This is a genomic window from Bacillus sp. FSL R5-0286, from assembly GCF_038593245.1.
In the GTDB taxonomy this organism is placed as follows: domain Bacteria; phylum Bacillota; class Bacilli; order Bacillales; family Bacillaceae; genus Bacillus; species Bacillus altitudinis.
Genome location: NZ_CP151977.1, coordinates 576067 through 596939, shown reverse-complemented (window position 1 = coordinate 596939; position 20873 = coordinate 576067). Strand labels below are relative to the sequence as shown.

At 37.5% G+C, this 20873-nt stretch carries 18 protein-coding genes, 7 tRNA genes and 3 pseudogenes; 5 read left to right on the top strand and 23 right to left on the bottom strand.

The genetic code is table 11. From position 1 onward, the window contains the following. Positions 1 to 4 precede the first annotated feature (4 nt). Positions 5 to 1153 (bottom strand): type II asparaginase, encoded by a 1149-nt coding sequence (locus NST24_RS02900; RefSeq protein WP_342462295.1) that lies wholly within the window; start codon positions 1151 to 1153, stop codon positions 5 to 7. Positions 1154 to 1178: 25 nt separating this feature from the next. On the opposite strand from NST24_RS02900, the gene NST24_RS02895 reads away from it, so the two are divergent. Then, entirely contained in the window at positions 1179 to 1757 is a 579-nt protein-coding gene (locus NST24_RS02895; RefSeq protein WP_342462294.1) for a UPF0715 family protein, read from the top strand. A 113-nt stretch (positions 1758 to 1870) separates the two neighbouring features. Here NST24_RS02895 and NST24_RS02890 read toward each other — a convergent pair whose 3' ends face one another. The 5 genes from NST24_RS02890 to NST24_RS02870 form a co-directional block, all read right to left on the bottom strand. Beyond that, complete coding sequence (locus tag NST24_RS02890) at positions 1871 to 2632, bottom strand: SDR family NAD(P)-dependent oxidoreductase (protein WP_342462293.1); 762 nt, start codon at positions 2630 to 2632, stop codon at positions 1871 to 1873. Between the two features lie 111 nt (positions 2633 to 2743). Beyond that, entirely contained in the window at positions 2744 to 3121 is a 378-nt protein-coding gene (locus NST24_RS02885) for an MmcQ/YjbR family DNA-binding protein (RefSeq protein ID WP_159145438.1), read from the bottom strand. Between the two features lie 150 nt (positions 3122 to 3271). Then, positions 3272 to 4165 carry an alpha/beta hydrolase gene (locus NST24_RS02880; RefSeq protein ID WP_019743361.1) on the bottom strand — a complete coding sequence of 298 codons (894 nt, stop codon included), beginning with the start codon at positions 4163 to 4165 and terminating at the stop codon, positions 3272 to 3274. 189 nt (positions 4166 to 4354) lie between these two features. Then, positions 4355 to 5794 (bottom strand): DHA2 family efflux MFS transporter permease subunit, encoded by a 1440-nt coding sequence (locus tag NST24_RS02875; protein ID WP_058336370.1) that lies wholly within the window; start codon positions 5792 to 5794, stop codon positions 4355 to 4357. A 72-nt stretch (positions 5795 to 5866) separates the two neighbouring features. Continuing rightward, positions 5867 to 6445, bottom strand: coding sequence for a TetR/AcrR family transcriptional regulator (locus NST24_RS02870; RefSeq protein ID WP_039169846.1), 579 nt, complete (start codon positions 6443 to 6445; stop codon positions 5867 to 5869). Positions 6446 to 6711: 266 nt separating this feature from the next. On the opposite strand from NST24_RS02870, the gene NST24_RS02865 reads away from it, so the two are divergent. Then, on the top strand, positions 6712 to 7443 hold the full coding sequence (locus NST24_RS02865) for a glycoside hydrolase family 16 protein (RefSeq protein WP_268430869.1): 732 nt from the start codon (positions 6712 to 6714) through the stop codon (positions 7441 to 7443). Between the two features lie 42 nt (positions 7444 to 7485). On the opposite strand, the gene NST24_RS02860 is transcribed toward NST24_RS02865, so the two are convergent. Beyond that, positions 7486 to 7887, bottom strand: a complete 402-nt coding sequence (locus NST24_RS02860) for a MerR family transcriptional regulator (protein WP_039169850.1) — start codon at positions 7885 to 7887, stop codon at positions 7486 to 7488. A 223-nt stretch (positions 7888 to 8110) separates the two neighbouring features. On the opposite strand from NST24_RS02860, the gene NST24_RS02855 reads away from it, so the two are divergent. Beyond that, entirely contained in the window at positions 8111 to 9160 is a 1050-nt protein-coding gene (locus NST24_RS02855) for an NAD(P)-dependent alcohol dehydrogenase (protein WP_047947367.1), read from the top strand. A 250-nt stretch (positions 9161 to 9410) separates the two neighbouring features. After that, positions 9411 to 9872, top strand: a complete 462-nt coding sequence (locus NST24_RS02850; RefSeq protein WP_047947007.1) for a CarD family transcriptional regulator — start codon at positions 9411 to 9413, stop codon at positions 9870 to 9872. A gap of 278 nt (positions 9873 to 10150) precedes the next feature. On the opposite strand, the gene NST24_RS02845 is transcribed toward NST24_RS02850, so the two are convergent. From NST24_RS02845 to NST24_RS02830, 4 genes and pseudogenes are all read right to left on the bottom strand, one after another. After that, a complete protein-coding gene (locus tag NST24_RS02845) occupies positions 10151 to 10354 on the bottom strand; it encodes a cold-shock protein (protein WP_003214229.1) in 204 nt (67 codons plus the stop codon). Between the two features lie 266 nt (positions 10355 to 10620). After that, entirely contained in the window at positions 10621 to 11415 is a 795-nt protein-coding gene (locus tag NST24_RS02840; protein ID WP_327878014.1) for an alpha/beta hydrolase, read from the bottom strand. Between the two features lie 469 nt (positions 11416 to 11884). After that, the gene (locus NST24_RS02835) at positions 11885 to 12742 is read right to left on the bottom strand and encodes a hypothetical protein (protein WP_327878016.1); all 858 of its coding nucleotides are present in this window, start codon (positions 12740 to 12742) and stop codon (positions 11885 to 11887) included. 59 nt (positions 12743 to 12801) lie between these two features. Further along, positions 12802 to 12976: pseudogene (locus NST24_RS02830) on the bottom strand (hypothetical protein); the annotation flags it as partial. Between the two features lie 53 nt (positions 12977 to 13029). On the opposite strand from NST24_RS02830, the pseudogene NST24_RS02825 reads away from it, so the two are divergent. After that, positions 13030 to 13299: pseudogene (locus tag NST24_RS02825) on the top strand (tyrosine-type recombinase/integrase); the annotation flags it as partial. 362 nt (positions 13300 to 13661) lie between these two features. Here the strand turns inward: NST24_RS02825 and NST24_RS02820 are convergent. The 12 genes and pseudogenes from NST24_RS02820 to NST24_RS02765 form a co-directional block, all read right to left on the bottom strand. Then, positions 13662 to 15122 carry a hypothetical protein gene (locus tag NST24_RS02820; protein WP_327878018.1) on the bottom strand — a complete coding sequence of 487 codons (1461 nt, stop codon included), beginning with the start codon at positions 15120 to 15122 and terminating at the stop codon, positions 13662 to 13664. A 16-nt stretch (positions 15123 to 15138) separates the two neighbouring features. Further along, a complete protein-coding gene (locus tag NST24_RS02815; protein ID WP_327878019.1) occupies positions 15139 to 16200 on the bottom strand; it encodes a hypothetical protein in 1062 nt (353 codons plus the stop codon). 370 nt (positions 16201 to 16570) lie between these two features. Beyond that, complete coding sequence (locus NST24_RS02810; RefSeq protein WP_327878021.1) at positions 16571 to 16768, bottom strand: hypothetical protein; 198 nt, start codon at positions 16766 to 16768, stop codon at positions 16571 to 16573. Positions 16769 to 17591: 823 nt separating this feature from the next. Beyond that, positions 17592 to 17958: pseudogene (locus NST24_RS02805) on the bottom strand (ATP-binding protein); the annotation flags it as partial. Between the two features lie 78 nt (positions 17959 to 18036). Continuing rightward, positions 18037 to 18120 (bottom strand) — tRNA-Leu (locus NST24_RS02800). 46 nt (positions 18121 to 18166) lie between these two features. Further along, positions 18167 to 18249: transfer RNA gene (locus NST24_RS02795), tRNA-Leu, on the bottom strand. Positions 18250 to 18256: 7 nt separating this feature from the next. Then, positions 18257 to 18332 (bottom strand) — tRNA-Lys (locus NST24_RS02790). A 32-nt stretch (positions 18333 to 18364) separates the two neighbouring features. After that, a tRNA-Gln gene (locus NST24_RS02785) sits at positions 18365 to 18439 on the bottom strand. Between the two features lie 25 nt (positions 18440 to 18464). Continuing rightward, positions 18465 to 18536, bottom strand: a tRNA-Glu gene (locus tag NST24_RS02780). Between the two features lie 9 nt (positions 18537 to 18545). Then, positions 18546 to 18636 (bottom strand) — tRNA-Ser (locus NST24_RS02775). A gap of 4 nt (positions 18637 to 18640) precedes the next feature. Continuing rightward, positions 18641 to 18715: transfer RNA gene (locus NST24_RS02770), tRNA-Asn, on the bottom strand. A gap of 209 nt (positions 18716 to 18924) precedes the next feature. Beyond that, entirely contained in the window at positions 18925 to 20772 is a 1848-nt protein-coding gene (locus NST24_RS02765) for a sigma-54-dependent Fis family transcriptional regulator (RefSeq protein WP_342462292.1), read from the bottom strand. Between the last annotated feature and the right edge of the window lie 101 nt (positions 20773 to 20873).

Genomic DNA, 20873 nt, shown 5'->3' with positions numbered 1-20873 from the left:
CTTTTTAATACTGCTCGTAATAGGATTGAATTTTATCTGGATCTTTTGTTTTCGTCAGAGCCAGCATGAGTAGAATGCGGGCTTTTTGTGGATTTAATGAATCCGATGAGACAAAATGATGTTCATCATCCATTTTTTCATGTGTGACAATGCCATTTCCTGCACGGCTTGACCTCACGATCACCACGTCTTTCTTCACTGCATCTGTTGCCCCATTGATCGCTTCTGTTGACATCGTTCCATTTCCTGCGGCGGCAACGACAATGCCTTTCGCTCCTGCTTTAACCGCAGCATCATACACATACTTTTGATCATTTTGATAGCCGTATAAGATATCCACTTGCGGCAGCTCTTTTAGCTTTGAAATATCGAATTCACTGTCAGCTGTATGTTTTCTTGTCGGTTCGTTATAAAAAGAGACAACTTCACCCGCCACTTCTCCAATGTACCCTTGCTCAAGAGACTTGAACGAATCGGTTGTGGTGGTATTTGTCTTCGTAATAAAACGAGCAGAGGCAATTCGGTCATTTAATGTCACCATTACACCTTTGCCTTTGGCTTCTTTTGTCGAAGCAATTTTCACTGCATGATACAGGTTAAGCGGGCCATCCGCACTAATGGCAGATGCTGGCCTCATGGAACCCACGACCACCACTGGCTTATTACTTTTTACAACCAAATGTAAAAAATAGGCCGTTTCTTCTAATGTATCTGTACCATGTGTCACCACAATGCCATCCACTTGATCATCATTTAAAAGCTGATTGACTCGTTTCGCTAATTTTAAAAGAAGAGCGTTATCCACATTTTCACTGCCGACGTTCGCTACTTGCTCACCCGTAACATTTGCAATATTCTTCAGCTGCGGTACGGAAGCAATGACTTTATCGATTCCAAGTGCACCAGATTTATATCCAGTCGTATCTGTATTACTATCTGAACTACCGGCAATCGTTCCGCCTGTTGCCAACACCTTAATATTGGATAAAGATTTGTTCCCTGTCTCAACAGCCGTGTTTTTTTCTTTTGTTTCACTGGTAGTGCTTTCTTGATTAATTTGATTATTCTCTTGAGTGCTATCGTTCGCACAAGCTGCGGTCACCAATAGTGAAACAGAAAGAAGGGCAGCACCAAACCATTTTGTTACGTTCATAAGATCATCTCTTTTCTTAAATGTGATGAATAATTATCTGTCTATAGGGTTTACTTTATACCATTCCTTCATTCATCAGCATGAGGTGAAAGTCACAGAACCAAATAAAGGAAAAAGGACACTATTATCAAAATTTATTTATATCATAATACCTAAATTGACTTCAGAAATTGTTCTCAACCCATTTATGATAAAATATAGGAAATCTTACAAAAAAGGAGTACATACAGTGCGTTCCGTTCAACCATTTTACAAAATCCTACTCACACTATTCTTCAGTTCCATTTTACTCAGCTTGTTCGTATGTTTATATCCACCGATTCAGGGCGAGCCTGCGTTTATGATGTTTTACACTCCCATCTTTTTTGTTTATTATTTCATCTTTGCGGTACCTTTACAGTTGTTGTTCTCTTTACAGCCCAAGGCTTTTCATCCTCTTTATTTAGCGGCTTACTTACTGATAGCAATGATTGTCATGCTTTTTGTTATGGATGGAATTGAGAGCTCCACATCCCTTCCGATCATGATTGTCAGCAGTCTCATCTACTGGACCTGCGATTCTTTCATTCATCAAAGAAGTATAAAAAAAACACCTAATGTGTAGGTGTTTTTATCTATTCTAGTATGTGTTGACAGTGCTCCACATTATCCAAGACATCTTTCGGCTCGGTATCCTGCTGATCACTAAGAGAATCTATCCTCAGTGATTGGAACTTTTTATTTCATGCTTGTGCCAGCGTGTGAAAAAATGGGGTCCTTCAATTCAAAATCAAATGTCTTCCCATCAACGATACCAACTGTTTTTGAACTGTCGTAAAGCTCAAGCAAGCACGCTGCCATTTCTTTTGATGTGTGATATTTCTTGATAGTGCCTTCATATTCGAATTGATCGACATCTAATGAACGCTTTGCAAATTCCGATTCTGTCGCAGCAGGCGCTAATACTTTTGCCTGTAATTTGGCTCCTTTTTCTTTCAATTCTAGGGCCAGCCCTTCTGTAAAGGCGCTCACATAAAATTTCGTGGCTGAATAAGTGACAGCATTGCCGACGACGGTATAACCCGCTCTTGAAGAGATATTGATTAGCTGCGTCCCCGCTTTTTGCTCATAATCACGGACAAACAGAGTGGATAAAATTGTTAACGCTTCAATATTGAGATGAAGCATGTCCCCAATTTTTTTCACATCCTGCTCTCCTATTGAACCAAAATGGCCAAACCCAGCATTATTAATGAACGTATCCAGCTCATCACCAGCTAATGACTCATAGAAAGAATACACTTGCTCTCTGTCTGTTAAATCAACAGACTGGACCTTCACTTGAATATCGGGATATGTTTCTAGAATCTTTTCTTTCAGTTCTTGGAGTTTATCAAGCCGGCGTGCAGCTAAGATCAGATTTTTTCCTCTTGCTGCAAAGGCCAAAGCCGTTTCATACCCAATACCTGAACTTGCCCCTGTAATGACTGTATAGCCCATTGTATATCCCCCTATTCGTATCTTCTAGCTGTTTAAAGTATAGCGAGAGCATGTGACTCTAGTCAATTTTGAAGAGATTCAAAGAGTCATGAACAACTGAACGTTCAGCTTTTAATCGGTTTCTTTTGAATCATGTTGGAGGATAGCCTGCTGAGCTTTTTTTGTTAATTTGTGAAAAACCAGTTGATAGGAATGTTCAATTAGCTCTTCGACAAATGAAGATGGAATATCTGCATCAAGATAAATAGAATTCCAATGCGTCTTATTCATGTAATAGCCGGGAATAATTCCTTCATGCATTTCTCTTAATTCTTCAGCGCGTTGCGGATCACATTTTAAAGTGATGACTGGCTTGCGATCGACGTCTCCCCCCATCATGGCGAACATCTTTCCACCTACATGATAACGATCTGCCTGCCACTCAGGTTGATAGTCGTGGGTTGCTCCTTGTAAAGAAAGACAAAATGCCTGTAGTGTCTCTTTTTTCATTCTATTAGCTCCTTTTTAGATGTCTTCTATCTTACTATTATATCGACTGCTGCGATTGTTGTATCTACACTTCTTTTCAAGACGTCAGCAAGAACACAAAAAAAGCACAGACAAAAAGGTCTGTGCTTTTTACTGATATCCGAATATTTCTTATTCAAACGCCTTCTTAAGCTGATCGCTCATCAGATGCCAAGCCTCTTCAGCTATCTCTAAATCTCCGGCATGAGTGAACGCATGAGGGACTCCTTTAAATTGTTTGTATGTGACATCTACCCCTGCTTCTTTTAACTTGTCCGCATAATGCTCAGCTTCTTCAGCTAGTGAATCCTTCTCAGCTGTGATAACAAGAGCTGGGGGCATTTGTGCTAAGACTTCTCTCTCTGCAAAGACTGGAGAAACGAGCGGATTGTGCGGATCTTGACCTTGCAGGTAGAAGGCATTAAACAGTCTCGCCATTTCAACTGGAATTGCTTCTTCAAACGCTGGCTTTTGTGCTGGATCAGTAGCCAAATCAAGCGGTGGATAGTCAAGCACTTGATAGACAATCGGAAGTTTGTTCCCTTTTTGGATATCAAGCAAACAAACCGCTGTTGCCAAGTTCCCACCTGCACTATGACCGCCAATGGCTAATCGATTTGGGTCTATTTGTAGTTCATCAGGATGTTCATATAACCATTTCATCACATCGTAGCATTCATGAAGAGCGGCCGGAAAAGGGTGTTCCGGTGCCAGCTGATATTCCACATTGACGACGATACACTCCGCACGATCTGCTATGACCGGACACCAATGATTATCCATTTCAGCACTTCCAAGTATAAAACCGCCCCCATGCAAATTGACGAAAACAGGTAGGGGTTGTTTCAATGTTTTCACAGGTTTAAATACCCACACCTTTGTTTCACCAGCACCCGTTGGGATATCATATTCCATTTTGTTCACTTCAGGAGGGTGGACTGGCTTAAGTTCTGATTGACCAGCTAATGAATCTTCAGCTGGTTGACGCAATGACTCAGCCATTTTAATTTGTTCGTCTAAGTTCATGATCTCAGCTCCTATCTTATTCTTTTATCTCTATCCATTCGTTACGAATTTCGCCTTTTCCTTCAATGTCGTCAGAGAGTCGTTGCTTTTTATCTATCTCCCCATTTTCAGCTCCTTTGAAACAAACATTCACCCCTATGAGTAATAAAAAAAGCACTGCGGCGCTAAGTCCTCAGTGCTTTTCATATATTATGATACTTGTTGTTCTACTTTCACTCGTTTAATAAAGAAAGCAATCACCAAGCCAATCACTGTCATGATGACAGCAAAGATAAAGGCATGCTGGACGCCATTTGTAAAGGCGAGCAGCTGATTGACTGGATTTGCGGGATCAGCCACATTTTCCATAAAACTGCGCGCTCCTGATGAAAGGATCGAGATACCAACCGCAGTCCCAATCGCTCCTGACACTTGCTGCAATGTATTCATAATCGCTGTACCGTGTGGATATAGCTCTGGCGGCAGCTGATTTAATCCATTTGTTTGGGCAGGCATCATGATCATCGCAATTCCTATCATTAACGTAATATGAAGCGTCACGATATAACCGATGGACGTATTCACACTTAAGTTCGTGAAGCCAAACATGGTCGCTGCAACGATGACAAGGCCTGGGATGACAAGCCACTTCGGCCCAAATTTATCAAAAAGCCCACCCATGATTGGCGATAACAGTCCATTGATAATTCCACCTGGTAATAGCATTAAACCTGCTGTAAATGTAGAAAGTGCCAAGGACGTTTGCAGATATAATGGCAAAATCATCATAGCAGACAGCATCACCATCATACACACTAAGATCAGAAGTAACCCGATCACAAACATTGGATATTTAAATGGGCTTAAATTCAACATCGGTTCTTTCATGTTTAACTGTCTTAGGGCGAACACAAGAATACCAATGACACCTACAACAATCGCCACAATCACATGCATACTGCTCCAGCCGCCGCCTTCACCAGCACTGCTAAAGCCATACACAATTCCACCGAAACCGATGGTTGATAGCACAATCGATAAAATGTCGATTTTCGGTCTTGTGGGTTCCGTAATATTTTGCATAAAAATATACCCAAATACGAGTGCAGCAACTAATAACGGAAGCGAAATCCAAAAAATCCAATGCCATGTTAACGATTTAAGAATGAGACCAGAGACCGTTGGACCAACTGCTGGGGCAAACATAATGACAAGACCGATAATCCCCATTGATCTACCTCTTTTATGAGGCGGAATGATAACCAAAATCGTATTAAACATCAATGGAAGGAGCAAAGCTGTTCCTACTGCCTGCACCACACGTGCCACCATTAAAATACTGAAGACTGGTGCAACGGCCGCAATAAATGTACCGATGATCGAAAAGACCAGTGAAGTTATGAAAAGCTGTCTTGTTGTAAACCATTGAAGAATGAGGCCTGAAATTGGAACAAGAATCCCTAGTGTTAATAAATAGCCGGTTGTAAGCCACTGAGCAGTCGTTGCTTCAATACCAAAGTCTAATGTTAAACTTCTCAGCGCCATGTTGAGTGCCGTTTCACTGAACAGTCCAATAAATCCAGCTGTGATAAATGAAATAATAATGGGCAGCGTTCGAATGTCGGAAGCTGCTGTTTGCTGTTTGTTCATATTAAGTTGGCTCCTTTTCTTTTTCAATATTGAGCAATCTTAGGAAGTCAGGCTAGTCAGAAATGAGCCACTTCATTGTCGTTGAAAAACAGATAAAATTTGTTTTTCCGCAGCGAATTGTGCAATTTTTTCGATTGAGTAGCCAGATTCATGAATATAGAACATGAGTTCAGGCGTCATTGGAGAGGACATACATAATGTCGTCAACTCAATGTCTTGTATGTTCGCTTCTCCTTTTACTTTCGCTTCCTCGAGCAAATCACGAATGATTTGTTTGAGTGATTGACTGTAATGACAATCATATACTTTACTTGTCTGCTCTAAGTTCCCAGAGATTGTGAGCATGCGAATCCAATCTAAATGATGACCGACGATGAGATGAATTTCTTCAAGAACATATCGTAAACGCTCACGAACCGGCTGATCACTGATTTTACTTAAGTAAAGATGCAACGCAGGGATCAGTTGTTCAAATTTTTCTCCAAGGATCGAAAGGCATAAATCACTTTTATTGGCATATCGGCGGTAAAGAGTACCCTGTCCAACACCAGCTGTTTTAGCAATTTTATGCATACTGACATTCTCTACACCAAACTCTTGAAACAAAGAAAAAGCGACCTCTTCAATTTCCTTTCCAATATCCTTTTCCATGATGCTTCACCTTCTTTACCTTCATCCACCTTGCATATATCTCTATGTGTAAATCAAATTTCTTTCATTTTCATTAGGACAATTGTACCGGTATTATCTTACGGACAACTGTCCGCTTTGTCAATCATTATTTTTTACCTATCAATTTTCTTTTCATTCTATTAAAAAAACACACTGTTTATCATTATTTAGACCGATTTTCCATTTTGAGAGAATCATGTATGATCAAAAAGAAAACGCTTTCAAAAAGAGAGGGGAATGCCTACATGTCTTACGGTGTAAAACGAATGTTGATGCTGCTTGTCACTGGATTATTCTTAAGTTTGTCCACATTTGCTGCAAGTGCCTCGGCACAAACGGGTGGGTCGTTTTATGAACCGTTCAACAACTATAATACCGGGTTATGGCAAAAAGCCGATGGGTACTCGAACGGAAATATGTTTAACTGTACGTGGCGCGCAAACAATGTCTCCATGACGTCGTTAGGGGAAATGCGATTATCGCTCACAAGTCCTTCGTATAATAAGTTTGACTGCGGAGAAAACCGCTCCGTTCAAACGTACGGCTATGGGCTATATGAAGTAAACATGAAACCAGCCAAAAATGTTGGGATCGTGTCTTCGTTCTTTACTTATACGGGACCGACTGATGGTACGCCTTGGGATGAAATCGACATCGAATTTCTAGGAAAAGATACAACAAAGGTTCAGTTTAACTATTATACCAATGGTGTCGGAAATCATGAAAAAATCGTCAACCTTGGTTTTGATGCAGCAAACTCTTATCACACGTATGCATTTGACTGGCAGCCTAACTCAATTAAATGGTATGTGGACGGTCAATTAAAACATACGGCTACTACTCAAATCCCTCAAACACCTGGAAAGATTATGATGAACTTATGGAATGGTGCAGGTGTCGATGAATGGCTCGGCTCCTACAACGGTGTTACTCCACTTTACGCTCATTACAATTGGGTGCGTTACACAAAAAGATAACCACATCACAAAACCTGTGACAAGTCACAGGTTTTTCTTCATTTAAATAGAGCTCGTTTTTAATTGATGAACTAGTTTTTGTTCATAACTGTGGATAATATCTTCATAACTTTCGATCTTGTAATCTAACCGTTTAATCGTTTCTTCGATTTCCTTTTGTTTGTCTACGAGTCTTTCTCTCTCATTGACCAAAATACTCTTCCTTGAGGACAATGTACGATCCTCTCCCTCGATAAATAAAGCCGTATATTCTCTAAGAGCATCAATTGACAGACCCGCATTTCTCATACATTTAATAAATTCTATCCACTGAATATCTTCTTCTGTATAATCACGAACACCATTTTCATCACGCCTGATCGGTCTAATTAAACCTATATTCTCATAATACCTGAGCGTAGCAGTAGATAAATCGAGCTGTTTGGCGGCTTGTGCTATTTTCATTGTTTTCACCCTTCTCTTCTTTCTCTTACTTGACGATCTCCCTTTTCCCATCATCTCCATTTTTATCGAGAAGACAAGATACTTTTGGCTCAAATCTTGATTCAAGGTTGATGCTAAAGCCTGAATTGAGGCGATCAGAGGGTTCTATGTTGACTTAAAGTTCACTTTAAGACGTACAGTATAGAGGAAGGACCGAATCTTACTTTTGAAAGGATGATCAAGAATGTGTCAGACGCACCAATCAAACGTTTTAAGTGTTTCCCATGCAAAAGCAAACTTTGAACGGACAACCATTGAACGAAGAGCACTTCGTCCACATGATATTTTAATTGATATTCAGTTTAGCGGGATCTGTCATTCAGATATCCACAGTGCCTTTGATGAATGGGGCGGCGGTATTTTCCCAATGGTTCCGGGTCATGAGATTACTGGAGTTGTTTCAGCTGTTGGGGATGCTGTCACGAAATTCAACATTGGTGATCGTGTAGGCGTCGGTTGTTTTGTCGATTCTTGCGGTACATGTGAATATTGCCAAAATGGAGATGAACAATATTGCAAGAAAGGAGTCATTCAAACTTATAATAACCTGGATTATGATGGAGAACCAACTTACGGCGGCTACAGTCAGAAAATTGTTGTGACAGAACGATTTGTTGTCAATATTCCTGACCAGCTTTCCCTCGATGTCGCCAGCCCCCTTCTTTGTGCCGGCATCACAACGTATTCTCCGTTAAAACACTGGAAGGCTGGGCCTGGCAAAAAAGTGGCGATTGTCGGAATGGGTGGTCTAGGTCATGTCGCCATTCAATTTGCACGCGCACTTGGCGCAGAAGTGACTGTATTAAGTCGTTCTTTGAATAAAAAAGAAGAGGCCCTGTCATTTGGTGCAAAAGACTATTTTGCTACAAGTGACCCTGATACGTTTAAGACACTAGCCGGTCAATATGATCTCATTCTCAATACCGTCTCTGCCAATATCAACGTGGATGCCTATTTGTCCTTACTTCGTGTTGACGGAACATTAGTAAACGTCGGTGCACCACCAAAGCCAGACAACTTCCATGTGTTTTCATTAATTACGGGACGTCGCAGCATCGCCGGCTCACTCGTTGGCGGCATCCAAGAAACACAAGAAATGCTCGATTTCGCAGCTGCTCACAATATCGCACCACAAATTGAAATGATCAACGCAAACCAAGTCGATGAAGCATATGAACGTGTGCTCAAAAGTGATGTGCGTTATCGGTTTGTGATTGATATTTCGACATTATGATCGAATTCTATTTGGAAAGACCAGCTCAATGGCTGGTCTTTTTTTAATGGTGGATATTCTGTTTTTCTTGTAGCAAGGATTCTTGAGGATATGATCAAAAACCATCCGAAATTCACATGAAAAAATCTCTCTTTTTCAGAACAAAATTTATTGACAAAAAATAAATAAACATGTTATCATTAAAAATTTGATTATTTTACCTCTAAGTGTGGTACCCTTAAAGTAGATACATGATATGGAGGCGGATGATATGTTTCAAATTGGTGATAACATTGTTTATCCAATGCACGGAGCAGGTATAATTGAAGCCATAGAAGAAAAAGAATTCTCTGATGAAAAACAACAGTATTATGTCATTAAGATGGCCGTTAGCCATATGAAAGTGATGATTCCTACAAGGAAGATGTCAAGGTCAAGAATAAGACCTGTTACAGATATACTTGCCTTAAAGAACATTATGCACACTTTTCAAAATGGAACATCAGATAAGTTATTGCCATGGAAAGAGAGATATAAAATCAACACCGACAAAATCAAAACGGGCGACATACTAGAAGGCGCTGAAGTGGTACGTGATCTCATGCGAATGAAGAAAGAAAAAAAACTGAATGCAAGCGAAAAGAAAATGCTCGACGATGCTTATGGTTATTTGATTAGTGAGCTAGAAGTCATCAAAGGAATCACTGAAAAACAAATCAAGAGTTTCTGCTAATATTGTCTACCTGCTTCCCCATTTTTTGAATACATTTTCTCTACGAACAAATCCCTCTATCTTCGACCAGTAAAGAAAAAAGAATTTATTTAAGCAAATTCCGCATATTGTAAATCCAATATGCTATACTGTTGATAAACCTTTGAAGCATGAATTTTTTTACGATTACCTTGTAACATCTCCCTACTTGTACGCTGAGTAGGGTTTTTTATTGCAGAAATAAATGAAAACACAAAAAAACAGGCTCTCTACAGAGAACCTGTTTTAAAAAATGAAGATTAAGCAGTTTTTTGAACGTTAGCAGCTTGAGCTCCACGAGAACCTTGCTCTACGTCAAAAGTTACTTTTTGACCTTCGTCTAAAGATTTGAATCCGTCACCTTGGATAGCTGAGAAATGTACGAATACATCGTCTCCTTCTTCACGTTCGATAAATCCAAAACCTTTTTCTGCGTTAAACCATTTTACTGTACCTTGTTCCATGTTTGTTGCCTCCTAGTGCGTTACCACACAATGTATTATACTATCCTTGCCCAAAGTATCCTCAAGACGAAAAGTCTTTCTTCATGCTATCCTTTACGCCGAACAAAAATAATTATTCTTATTGTAACATGAATCGGAAATTATTGCAATTTGTTGATTTAAAAGCATATCACACATGATATAGTGACTCAAATAAGAGAGGTGGCTTGATGGTAAAAAGAATAATCTAGTTCCGTCTCACTCCAGTAAACTCTTATTGATAAATACTACACATTTTCCGGCTCAAGTCTATTTAACCAGTTATGGACTAATGAATGAAACACATCGGGTTGTTCAATCTGCAGGTTGTGGCCAGCCATATCAAGCACTGCAAAAGTGGCCCTTGGATAGTCTTCGATCAACCGCCACGCATCTTGATATCCGACGACATTGTCCCGACGCCCTGTCATAATGAGCGTAGGATACTGAAATTCAGAAGAAATATCGAAGGTAAAGCCATATCCATTTTGAAGAATGTTATTGATGAATTCATGATTTGTTTGTTTAGAAGGAAGGTAAATTTCATCGCGGAATCTTTCCCATTCCATCTTTCCTTGCACAACGGCCATGGAGCAAAATTCATCCGCCTCTTCTGAAGACAGTTGTGAAATCAAGTGACTGTCACTTTTCAGAACGGTCTTCTCTGGAACAACTCTTTTATCAAATTCGGGTATAGTCATTGGCGCTATCAGCAGCAACCCACGAATGTTTTCCCGGCGTGAATGAACGATACCTCTAGCTATATATCCTCCATATGAATAACCGCAAACAATAAACTGTTCATCAGGGATCAGCTCATCCAAAAGACGCAATACCGCTTCTAACATATCATCAGAGTTCTGAATAGATGGATGCGCCTCTGAACGTCCCATCCCCGGTAAGTCTATGTATATTCTCTTCCAACCGCTTTGTTTTTCAAATACCGGTTCCAATGCATGGAACATCACTTGATGGTCAAGTGTCCAACCATGCAATATCACGATCGGAAATCCTTCTCCAATGACTTTATGGTAAATTGACATGTATTTGCATCCCCTTTTCTAGCGCTTCCCTAGTAATCTCAAGATTTTTTGTTGTTTTGCTTCAACATAGGTTAAAGTGAATAAAGTCTTTGTTAGGAAACCATGTTAGGAGCCCTCAAAAACCTTCTAACAAGATCAAATAATATGAATAATTTTATATTATTTCAATTCATTATAACAAATACCAATGTTCATTCGAGACATAACAATTAAGTAAACCGTCCTAATTGATTCGGTTATACACAATGTGTCTCTAATTGCTCTTTCATAAATAGAATGAGTGATTTTTTCATAATTCGGCTCATTTTCATCCCCCACAAGGAACTTTACAGGCTTATTCATTAATACTTTTCAAAACTTCCCTCACCTCAAAATCTCGCTTTCTATTTGCCTTTTCTTTTCAAGGAAAATAAAAAAGAGTGCTACATCTGTAACATCCTTTTTATGTGCAAATAATATAGAGAATAACTTATGGAGTAAGAACATACGTTATTAAATCGTAAGGGCTATATTTATTATGTTTAGTGAAAAGTCTAATATTTAAAGTCTCCTGATCAACTTCTACAGTAACTGATGTATACCTTAACTTAAAAGATTCATTATAACTTGTGTGAGTTTTGTCTGGAAAGTTATTCTTTAATATATCATTATATTTAGGTTTAAAAAAATTTATCAAGGCAGCTTCAGTAATATTAATCACTTGATTCATAGCTATCGGATTCTTTAATAAGAGTACAGATTCTAAGTTAAAGATATCTTCCGAAGGATTTGCCATATCTATGAATTCACCAATCAACTTTGCATTGATTTCAAATAAAGCTATAGCAATATCCCCAATAACTTCTTCATAAGTATGATCTGCAAGAATTCTTTGAAGAGATTCGTGTGATTTTAATCTATCAAACGCTGTTCTATTTCCATTTTTCCCATAAGCTCTTCCGATATAAAGCACTTCAGCGGGAATAGCTTTTGAAAATTTCCCTTGTAGAAATAATGCCCTAAAAGTAACTTCATCTGTACCATCTTTGATTTTTAAAGTCTTCCCTAATTTATCAATCTCATAATTGAACATAGTATGATCACGATCACAAGAAAATTGACATTTTATCGTTTCATTAAAGGCACCAAAATCTGTTTTAAATTTCAAAACTAATTCTATATGACTTCTAAATACTTTTAAGGAGTTTGAATCTATTGTTATCTTAGGTATACGGATGATCATATATATTTGAAACTTGGCAGCATTTAAGCCAGCAGCCTTTTTCAGATCTTTTGGATAACAAATAGAACTAAAGGAAGTGAAAGTATTTAAAACAAGATTTGACATTGCAATCTCCAACTAAAAAAGGAATTTAAAGTTATTTTAACATATATATTTCTCCTTTTTTAGATAAAAAGTAAAAAGAATGCTACAAGATGTAACACCCTTTTTTGCTGCGTTTCTCCGTATACACTTGTTCTTGGTCATTCGGCAGTACCTCGTTTTATAAAAGGTATATCTGTACTCAGAAAAACCCCTGACCCTTTCACCTTCCACAACAATAGTTTAATGTAGGCATTCCAGCACTGTTTTTTGTATGAAATCTAAGCAGTTCAAAGAATTTATTAGTCCCATCAGAAGAAAGTTATATGTTTCAATACAAAGATAGATCCCCTACCAAAGATATTTTCAGCAGAAAAATAAAACAGATGTGTCGATGAAGACATGTGGAGCTATCCGTTTCCATGACTTGAGGCATTCACATGTAGCTTTGCTTATCCATCAAGGGGAAGATTATTTAATAATAAAAGAACGATCAGGACATTGTTCCGTGTCTTCACAATAAGTTCTTACGGACACCTTTTTCCTAAGAAACTGCCGACCGTTTGGATGAATTACTTTAATTAACTGGTGGGTTTTGGTAATCAAGTCTTCTCGCATAGCTGTATTTCCGCATAAAAATAATACCAAAGGTGATTAAACCCTTGGGATTATTTTTTATGCGGCCGAGAGAACTTGAACCTCCACGGGTTATTCACCGCTAGGCCCTCAACCTATAAAGTTTTTGTTATCACTTACGAAAAGCTGATTTCATTACACTCTTTTTCTCTATGTTATCTATTATATAGGGAATTGAGTTTTTCAAGAACATTTAGGTTATAGCTCTATATTAAAATATTAATATATTTTTCTAGATTATGCTTCGGCGGTCTTATGAAAACACAAAAAATCTGTTACAATCCCATATCACTGATCTCTGAGATTATTAACAGATTGTTAAATACAATATCGTCCCCAAAATTATTAATATTTCCAAAAGCCAAGTTATAGTAAATAACCAAATTTTCTTTTTTAAGAATAAGAGGTCCTCATTATAAGCACTATCAGAGTCGAAAATCTCATTAATTTCTGTATCACTTAGAATATCACTATACATCTTTTTAAGACGGTTATATTGCACTTTATATCTACTACGTTCCATCCATGCATACCACTTTGAAGATAATAAAAAGAAAAAAGATATAATTAAAATTGCATATGAAATCACAGTGATATCTTTAGTAAAAATCTCTTCAATTTTATTTTCTGAAATTGCATTGAGTATAACTATAGAAGTGAAAAAAGTAACGATTAAAAGTTGGTTACTTTTTAAAGACGAAGCTAGCCCACTTACTATCTGACTAGTTTGTTGTGTTAAAGAAATAAGCATATCAGATAGAGTGTCTTTAACTCTTATATATTCTTCTATATTTTCTTTTTGAAATAGCTGGTAACTTGATTTTAATGAATTAAAACAATCTTTACGAAGAATAATTCTCCCGTCACCTTTTATAATACATTCTTTTGTTATTGTATTTCTAGCTAATCCTAACTTATCATATGGATGTAAACCTTCATAAACCCATTGATATATTGAGGTTATAACATCATTATCGAAATTCAAATTCTTATAATCTATAGTGAAATTTAAATCTCTATGTCCTAAAAATTCAAAGTCAACAATATTATTATCATCACTGAACATAACAACTTTATTAGAAAGAAAAGCAAATGAGAATATGTTATTCAAGTTATTAAAAATTTTTTCTAAGCTTCCTAAACTGTTAGCATCTATCAATTTAAAATCTTGAGGTATTAGATATAATGCGAAATTTTCAACAAAGTTACTAACTCTATTTCTTATTGAAATAACTCTTTGTCTTTCAAATGGTGGTTCGTTTGGAAAATTTTTGGTTGACGAAAAATAAAAACTTCTAGTTCCACCTTCAATCCCTTCATGTTGAACTTCAAATTTTAGTCTGTTTTCTCTTTTGATTAAATTATTGAACTTAACCAATATTGTTTTTAAACTCATATTCATGAAATAGTCTTGAAAAGAAGAGAAATCATAAAGAGTTAATGAATTATCAATACACCCTTTCATTATATTTACAATCAAAAACAAATCTGATTCATTATTCAGTTCGATCGCAACATCAATCTCTTCAATAAAAACATTTACATCCTCCGCAGTTCTCACAGTGGTCTCTAAGATATCATCTATTTTAAAATCAATATTCACCCTATCTCTTTCATGTATCCAAGAAAAAACCTCAGTTAAAAATTCAAAGTCTTCTGCTGTTGAACCTTTATTAATTTGCATAAAAATTTCACATCTATCTAAATCTTCAATGATTTTAATAATTTTAAGATTTAGATGCTCTTTCAGGAACCTTATCACATCCAAGCTTTCACCTTCTTAATCAATTAAATTTTAAAAGTCTAAATGTCTCGTTATATTTCTCTTCGTCATCAACTTTAACGATAATAACTCTATTTTGTGCTTCATCTTTTTTAGCATATATTTTATCTCGAAGATCTTCAATATGCCCATTAATTCTAATTTCAACTTTTTCACTGACTTTGTATGTCGTTCTCATTCTTTTCTTAATTGCAGTTTTCTCTATTGTGAACTTAGTATCAAATTTTCCTTTTTTCATTTCATTTTGAAATTTTTCAATTAGTTTATCGTTCTTAATTTTTGCTGGATTTTCAGGAATATATTCTTCTAAAACTTCCTTTACAACCCCTGTAACAGCAAAATTTTGATGATTTCTAAAATAACCAAGAAGACTATTATATAACTGAGTATAGTCAGCCTCCGATTGTTTTAATACATCTTTCTTAAGAATTTTATCAAATGCCATAAACGCCTTTAAAGTATTCTTTCCATCTGTATTCAATTCTTTTAATTCAAGAAATTCTCTGTACCAATAAGCTGCGATTGTTGTATTTGTATCAGTTACTATAATATCTGTTATTCCATCGTCAAATTTAATTAAACAAGATTTTAAACTCCTTGTCTTCTTATTATAAGGAACACCAACAATTTCTCTGAAATTATCTGAATCCAAAAAGTTTTCATGCTCTACTTTTGTAATCAGAAAATACAACTCTGATTCATACTCAATTAGTGATTGAATCAAACTTCCCTCTTGTATGTTTATCATACTATGCTTCTCCTGAGCATTGATATGTTTTTCAAGAGCTCTATTAGCAATAGTATTACAAACATCTTTGAGAAAATCAGTATCTAACGAACCTTGAGTTATATCTTGTTCAAACACTCCAGATATTAGTGTGTTTATTTCGACTGTTTCAGAATTAAAAATATAATAACGCTTATCTTCTTTTGATAAAATATCATACATAAGATCTTGTAAAAATCTATCTAATGATGGATGATTATTAGCCTTTCCAGTGATTTTTTTCTGCTTAATATCCATGTGGTGAATACTATCAAAGATTCTTCTTACATTCGTCATTTATTTATTTCCTCCCAAAAAATATTTGGAAAGAGAAATTAAAACACATGATGACTTAGCATATTCTTAAAAGCTCTAAATAATTTCTCTCTCTATAAAAGTTGATTACCATTTGTTGTGAAGCAATTAAAAACTTCCATAGAAATATTATCGGTTATTTAGATTGGGCTTTTAAGTTTAGGAAAAATAAAATGCACTTTATTACGAAGTAAGGTGCATTCAATATTTAGTGGCAAAAGTAAGACATTCAAGTGTGTATTAAAGATATCTAATTTCTTCAAATTTATTTTAAATTCCTACTCTTTCAGCTAATATTTTAAAATTCTCCTTTAACGGCTTCTCAAAATAAGCATTTTCACTTTTTGTTAATTCACCCGAGATAGCTATGCTCCCGACTATCATCAAAACCAAGATAATCATTTTTATTTTCATATATGATTTCTCCTTTATTAATTTTTGTTCTAGCTAGATTGACAATATGATAATAGTCACTAGCCATTTCAAATCTTCCAGCTCTTCTAAAGTATTCAGCTGCTTCTAACGCAAAGTCTTCAATATCACCATACATTTGCCTACTTTTAAAGAATACAAAACTTGGATTGTAACTTTACTCCACGTTTCAGAATCGGTCCCTACTAAACCAATGTGATCAAATATTGAGTAATAGCCTGTGACAACAAAGTTATAGAAGAAACCAACATCATTAGAGCTAGGAAAGTAATTATAAAGTTTCTCTTCTTCATTTCAACCTCCTAATTTCTTAATAAAAAAAGCCGCTCATTTATGAACGACTACATTTTTAAAGCTTTTCTTTTATACAATCAAATTCATTTTTTGTGGCTATTAATTTCCCTTTCCCTTTAATCATTGCATTTTGTTAAACAAAATTGTAGTTATAAAAAGAAAAACATGGTTGCTAATCTAGCAGTCACTTTTTTTGGGTTTCAACTAAAGTCAAAAAGATGTACAATAAAAAAGAATACACGCTATCGCAAGTAGCATGTATTCCCAATAGTCCCTCGAAAGCGAGGTGAACTTAATGCTTGCTATTGAGCTGATTTCCAATTGTTTTAGTATAGCCGCATCGTCTATGTCGATTTGTTTATTACTAAAACAGAAGCAAGCGTGACAGATGGACCCGATTTTCGGGTCTTTCTTTATTTCCTCCGTCTACTCAAAGCAGACATCATCAGAAAGTAAGAGTTTTTTAATTATTTGTTGCGCTTAAGTTTTAAAAAAAGAGTCACTCATTAGCTGCACTTCAATTGCAATTCTTTTGTTTAATGACAAGTTCATTATAGCATCAATAAAATACAAATAACATATATTCGCATAAATAAAACAACAAATTACATATAAAACAGTGTAATCATTTATAACCCTCATGGTATTTATAAATACATCTTTTCAGCATATACCACTTCACTTTTATTGAGGGTCTTTAAAGCACCCATCCACTCTTCAAACAAGCATTCAATTGAGATTTTAGAGGTACGCCCATAAATATCTTTAAACAAGCATTGGCCTTGAAACATTGATCCAAGCATCTTTTGATTTTCTTCACTTGGTTCAAGATTCACCCATTTTAAGACATCTTCCCTTTCACTCGGTTCGTCAAATGCAAAAACGACACCAAAGTTTCCTTTGTCATCATCATGTAAAGCATCCTTTGTTGATTGTGAGAAGGAGAACTTAGCATTAATGTAAGAACGCACCTAATACGCTCTCATTCATTTGATACTCTATTTTTTGCTTTTGGTGAAGCTTGAACTATCCTGCCAGCTACATTTAGATAAGACAAAAAAACCAAAGGTCTATAACCTTTGGTTTCTTAGATGCGGCCGAGAGGACTTGAACCTCCACGGGTTATTCACCCACTAGGCCCTCAACCTAGCGCGTCTGCCATTCCGCCACGACCGCGTGTATGATGTGCTCATATATTCATAAGTGCACTGTTTAAAAACAATGCGGGTGAAGGGACTTGAACCCCCACGTCATAAAGACACTAGATCCTAAGTCTAGCGCGTCTGCCAATTCCGCCACACCCGCGTGACAATGGTGAGCCATGAAGGACTCGAACCTTCGACCCTCTGATTAAAAGTCAGATGCTCTACCAACTGAGCTAATGGCTCATCTGCTATGCAGAAAAACATATATAAAAAAATGGCTGGGCTAGCTGGATTCGAACCAACGCATGACGGAGTCAAAGTCCGTTGCCTTACCGCTTGGCTATAGCCCAACGAATCAACATAAAAAAGAAAACATGACCCGTACGGGATTCGAACCCGTGTTACCGCCGTGAAAGGGCGGTGTCTTAACCGCTTGACCAACGGGCCATATGATAATGGCGGAGAAGGAGGGATTTGAACCCTCGCGCCGCTTGCGCGACCTACACCCTTAGCAGGGGCGCCTCTTCAGCCACTTGAGTACTTCTCCATTATGGCTCCGCAGGTAGGACTCGAACCTACGACCGATCGGTTAACAGCCGATAGCTCTACCACTGAGCTACTGCGGAATAATAAGACATGTTTCATTATATCTATGCCAGAAAAATGTGTCAAGAATTTTTAAACGTTTCATTCCTGCTCCATTTGCGACGGCTTTTATAATTTAACATATACTAATATAACAGTCAAGCCTTTTTCCATGCCATTTGTTTAACTTGGCAGAAAGCCCCCGACCTCCACGTAGACCAAGGGCCTTGATTCAGCCTTCCTCATAAGATTAAGACAGATGAAACTTTCGCATCCACTTATAAAAAGTACTTCTTGGCACTCCTGCTAACCTCGCTGCTTCTGACACATGACCTTTTGTTTTATGCAGTGCGTCTATCACTGTTTGCTTTTGAATGCGTTCCCTGAATGTGAGTTCTTTTGAAGTCTCGGGTGGCTCTGCTGGATGCAGCTTCTGTTTTTTCTGATCAATCGTCTCTAATACTGAAGCATATTGCGATTCACCAATCCATCCACCTTTCGGAAAGAGGACCCTTAGATGTTCAAACAGGTTAAAAAGCTCTCGTATATTCCCTGGCCAATGATACGCCTGTAATTTCTGAAAAAATGATTCAGGAAACGCTGCATTCCAGTGATGCTTCTTTTGGTAATAACGATACAAATCATGAATGTCTTCTTTTCTTTCTCTAAGCGGCGGGATATTGATCGGATAGACATGAAGACGGTAATACAAGTCTTCTCGTATTTTTCCTTCTTTCAGCAGTTCGTTCATATTACGGTGAGTCGCTGTAATGATTCGAATATCCAAAGGGATTTCGTGTGTCCCGCCGAGCGGTACGACTGCCCTTTCTTCTATCACCCTAAGAAGCGCTACTTGCATCGCATATGGGATTTCGCCTATTTCATCTAGAAAGAGTGTTCCTTTATGGGCTTGTTCAAATTTCCCTTTAGCTCCGTGACGTTTTGCTCCTGTAAAAGCACCTTCAGCATAGCCAAACAGCTCACTTTCTAACAGGCTTTCAGGAATGGCTCCGCAATTAACAGCAATGAACGACCCTTTATGCCTTTCACTGGCGGAGTGAATGGCTCTAGCGGCGAGTTCCTTCCCTGTCCCTGTTTCTCCCCAAATATACACATGAGCATCTGTTTGTGCCGCTCTCTTCATCTCACTAAGCGTCTGTTGAAATACCTTACTTGTTCCTGATTCCCCGGGAAATTGAGCAAAAGAAACGGTCATGCTGCTTTTCGCTGCTTCTTCAAGAGAAAGGGATATGCCTAGCACCTTCCCATCTTGCTCTGATTGAATGATCTGCTTTCCCCGGATAACAAATGAATGATCCTTAAGCCGATCAACATCCATTCCATGCCAGTCTGAAAATCGATCTCTAATCGACCTGCTGGCAGACACAATTTGCTTTTTTTCATTACAGACCACATACGGTTCATCTGCTTCCACCTGCTGGAGACAATGAGTGATCAGTTCCATCTCTCTCCTTTTTTGCTCGACTTGAATTTCTCTCTCTATGGCATAAGCAACCGTTGAAGCCATTCCAAGCATAAAAGGGTGCTTGTTATCCGTCATACAGGAGATATCAATCACCCCTATGATCGTACCGTCCGCATCGCGAATTGGAGCAGCTGAACAACTCCAATGATGAGAGGCGATAGAAAAATGCTCCGTTCCGTTGATCGTCACCGCTTCTCCGATGACGAGTGCCGTTCCGATCGCATTTGTCCCTACATCTGTTTCAGTCCAGCGTGAACCCTCCATAAAATTAATTCTTCTGGCTTCCACCATCGTTCTTTCGCTTCCTGTCAGACTTAGCACATAACCATCTGCATCGATGAGTAAGGCCAGCATATCAGAATCTTTTAATTGCTGATTGATTTTATTTAAGTAAGGAAGAGCCGCATTTAGGAATAATGAATATTTCTTTTTTTGGGCACTGAATCGTTCCTTTTCTAACAACGACTGTCCTTTATCTAAATACGGATTCACATTTGCCTGTTTACACCTGTGCCATGATTCTGCCACTCTCTTATTCAGACGAGACTGATCAAGCAAACCTTCACGAACAAAACGTTTCCACGTATTTAAATAACAAGGCGTCGGATTCATTCCATCCTCTCCTCTGGGGGCTTTTTATTCATTATAGATAAACATAAAAGCGCTTTCAATCATCATTGGCTAACCCAAGAAGTCAATTGGATAGAAAAGGA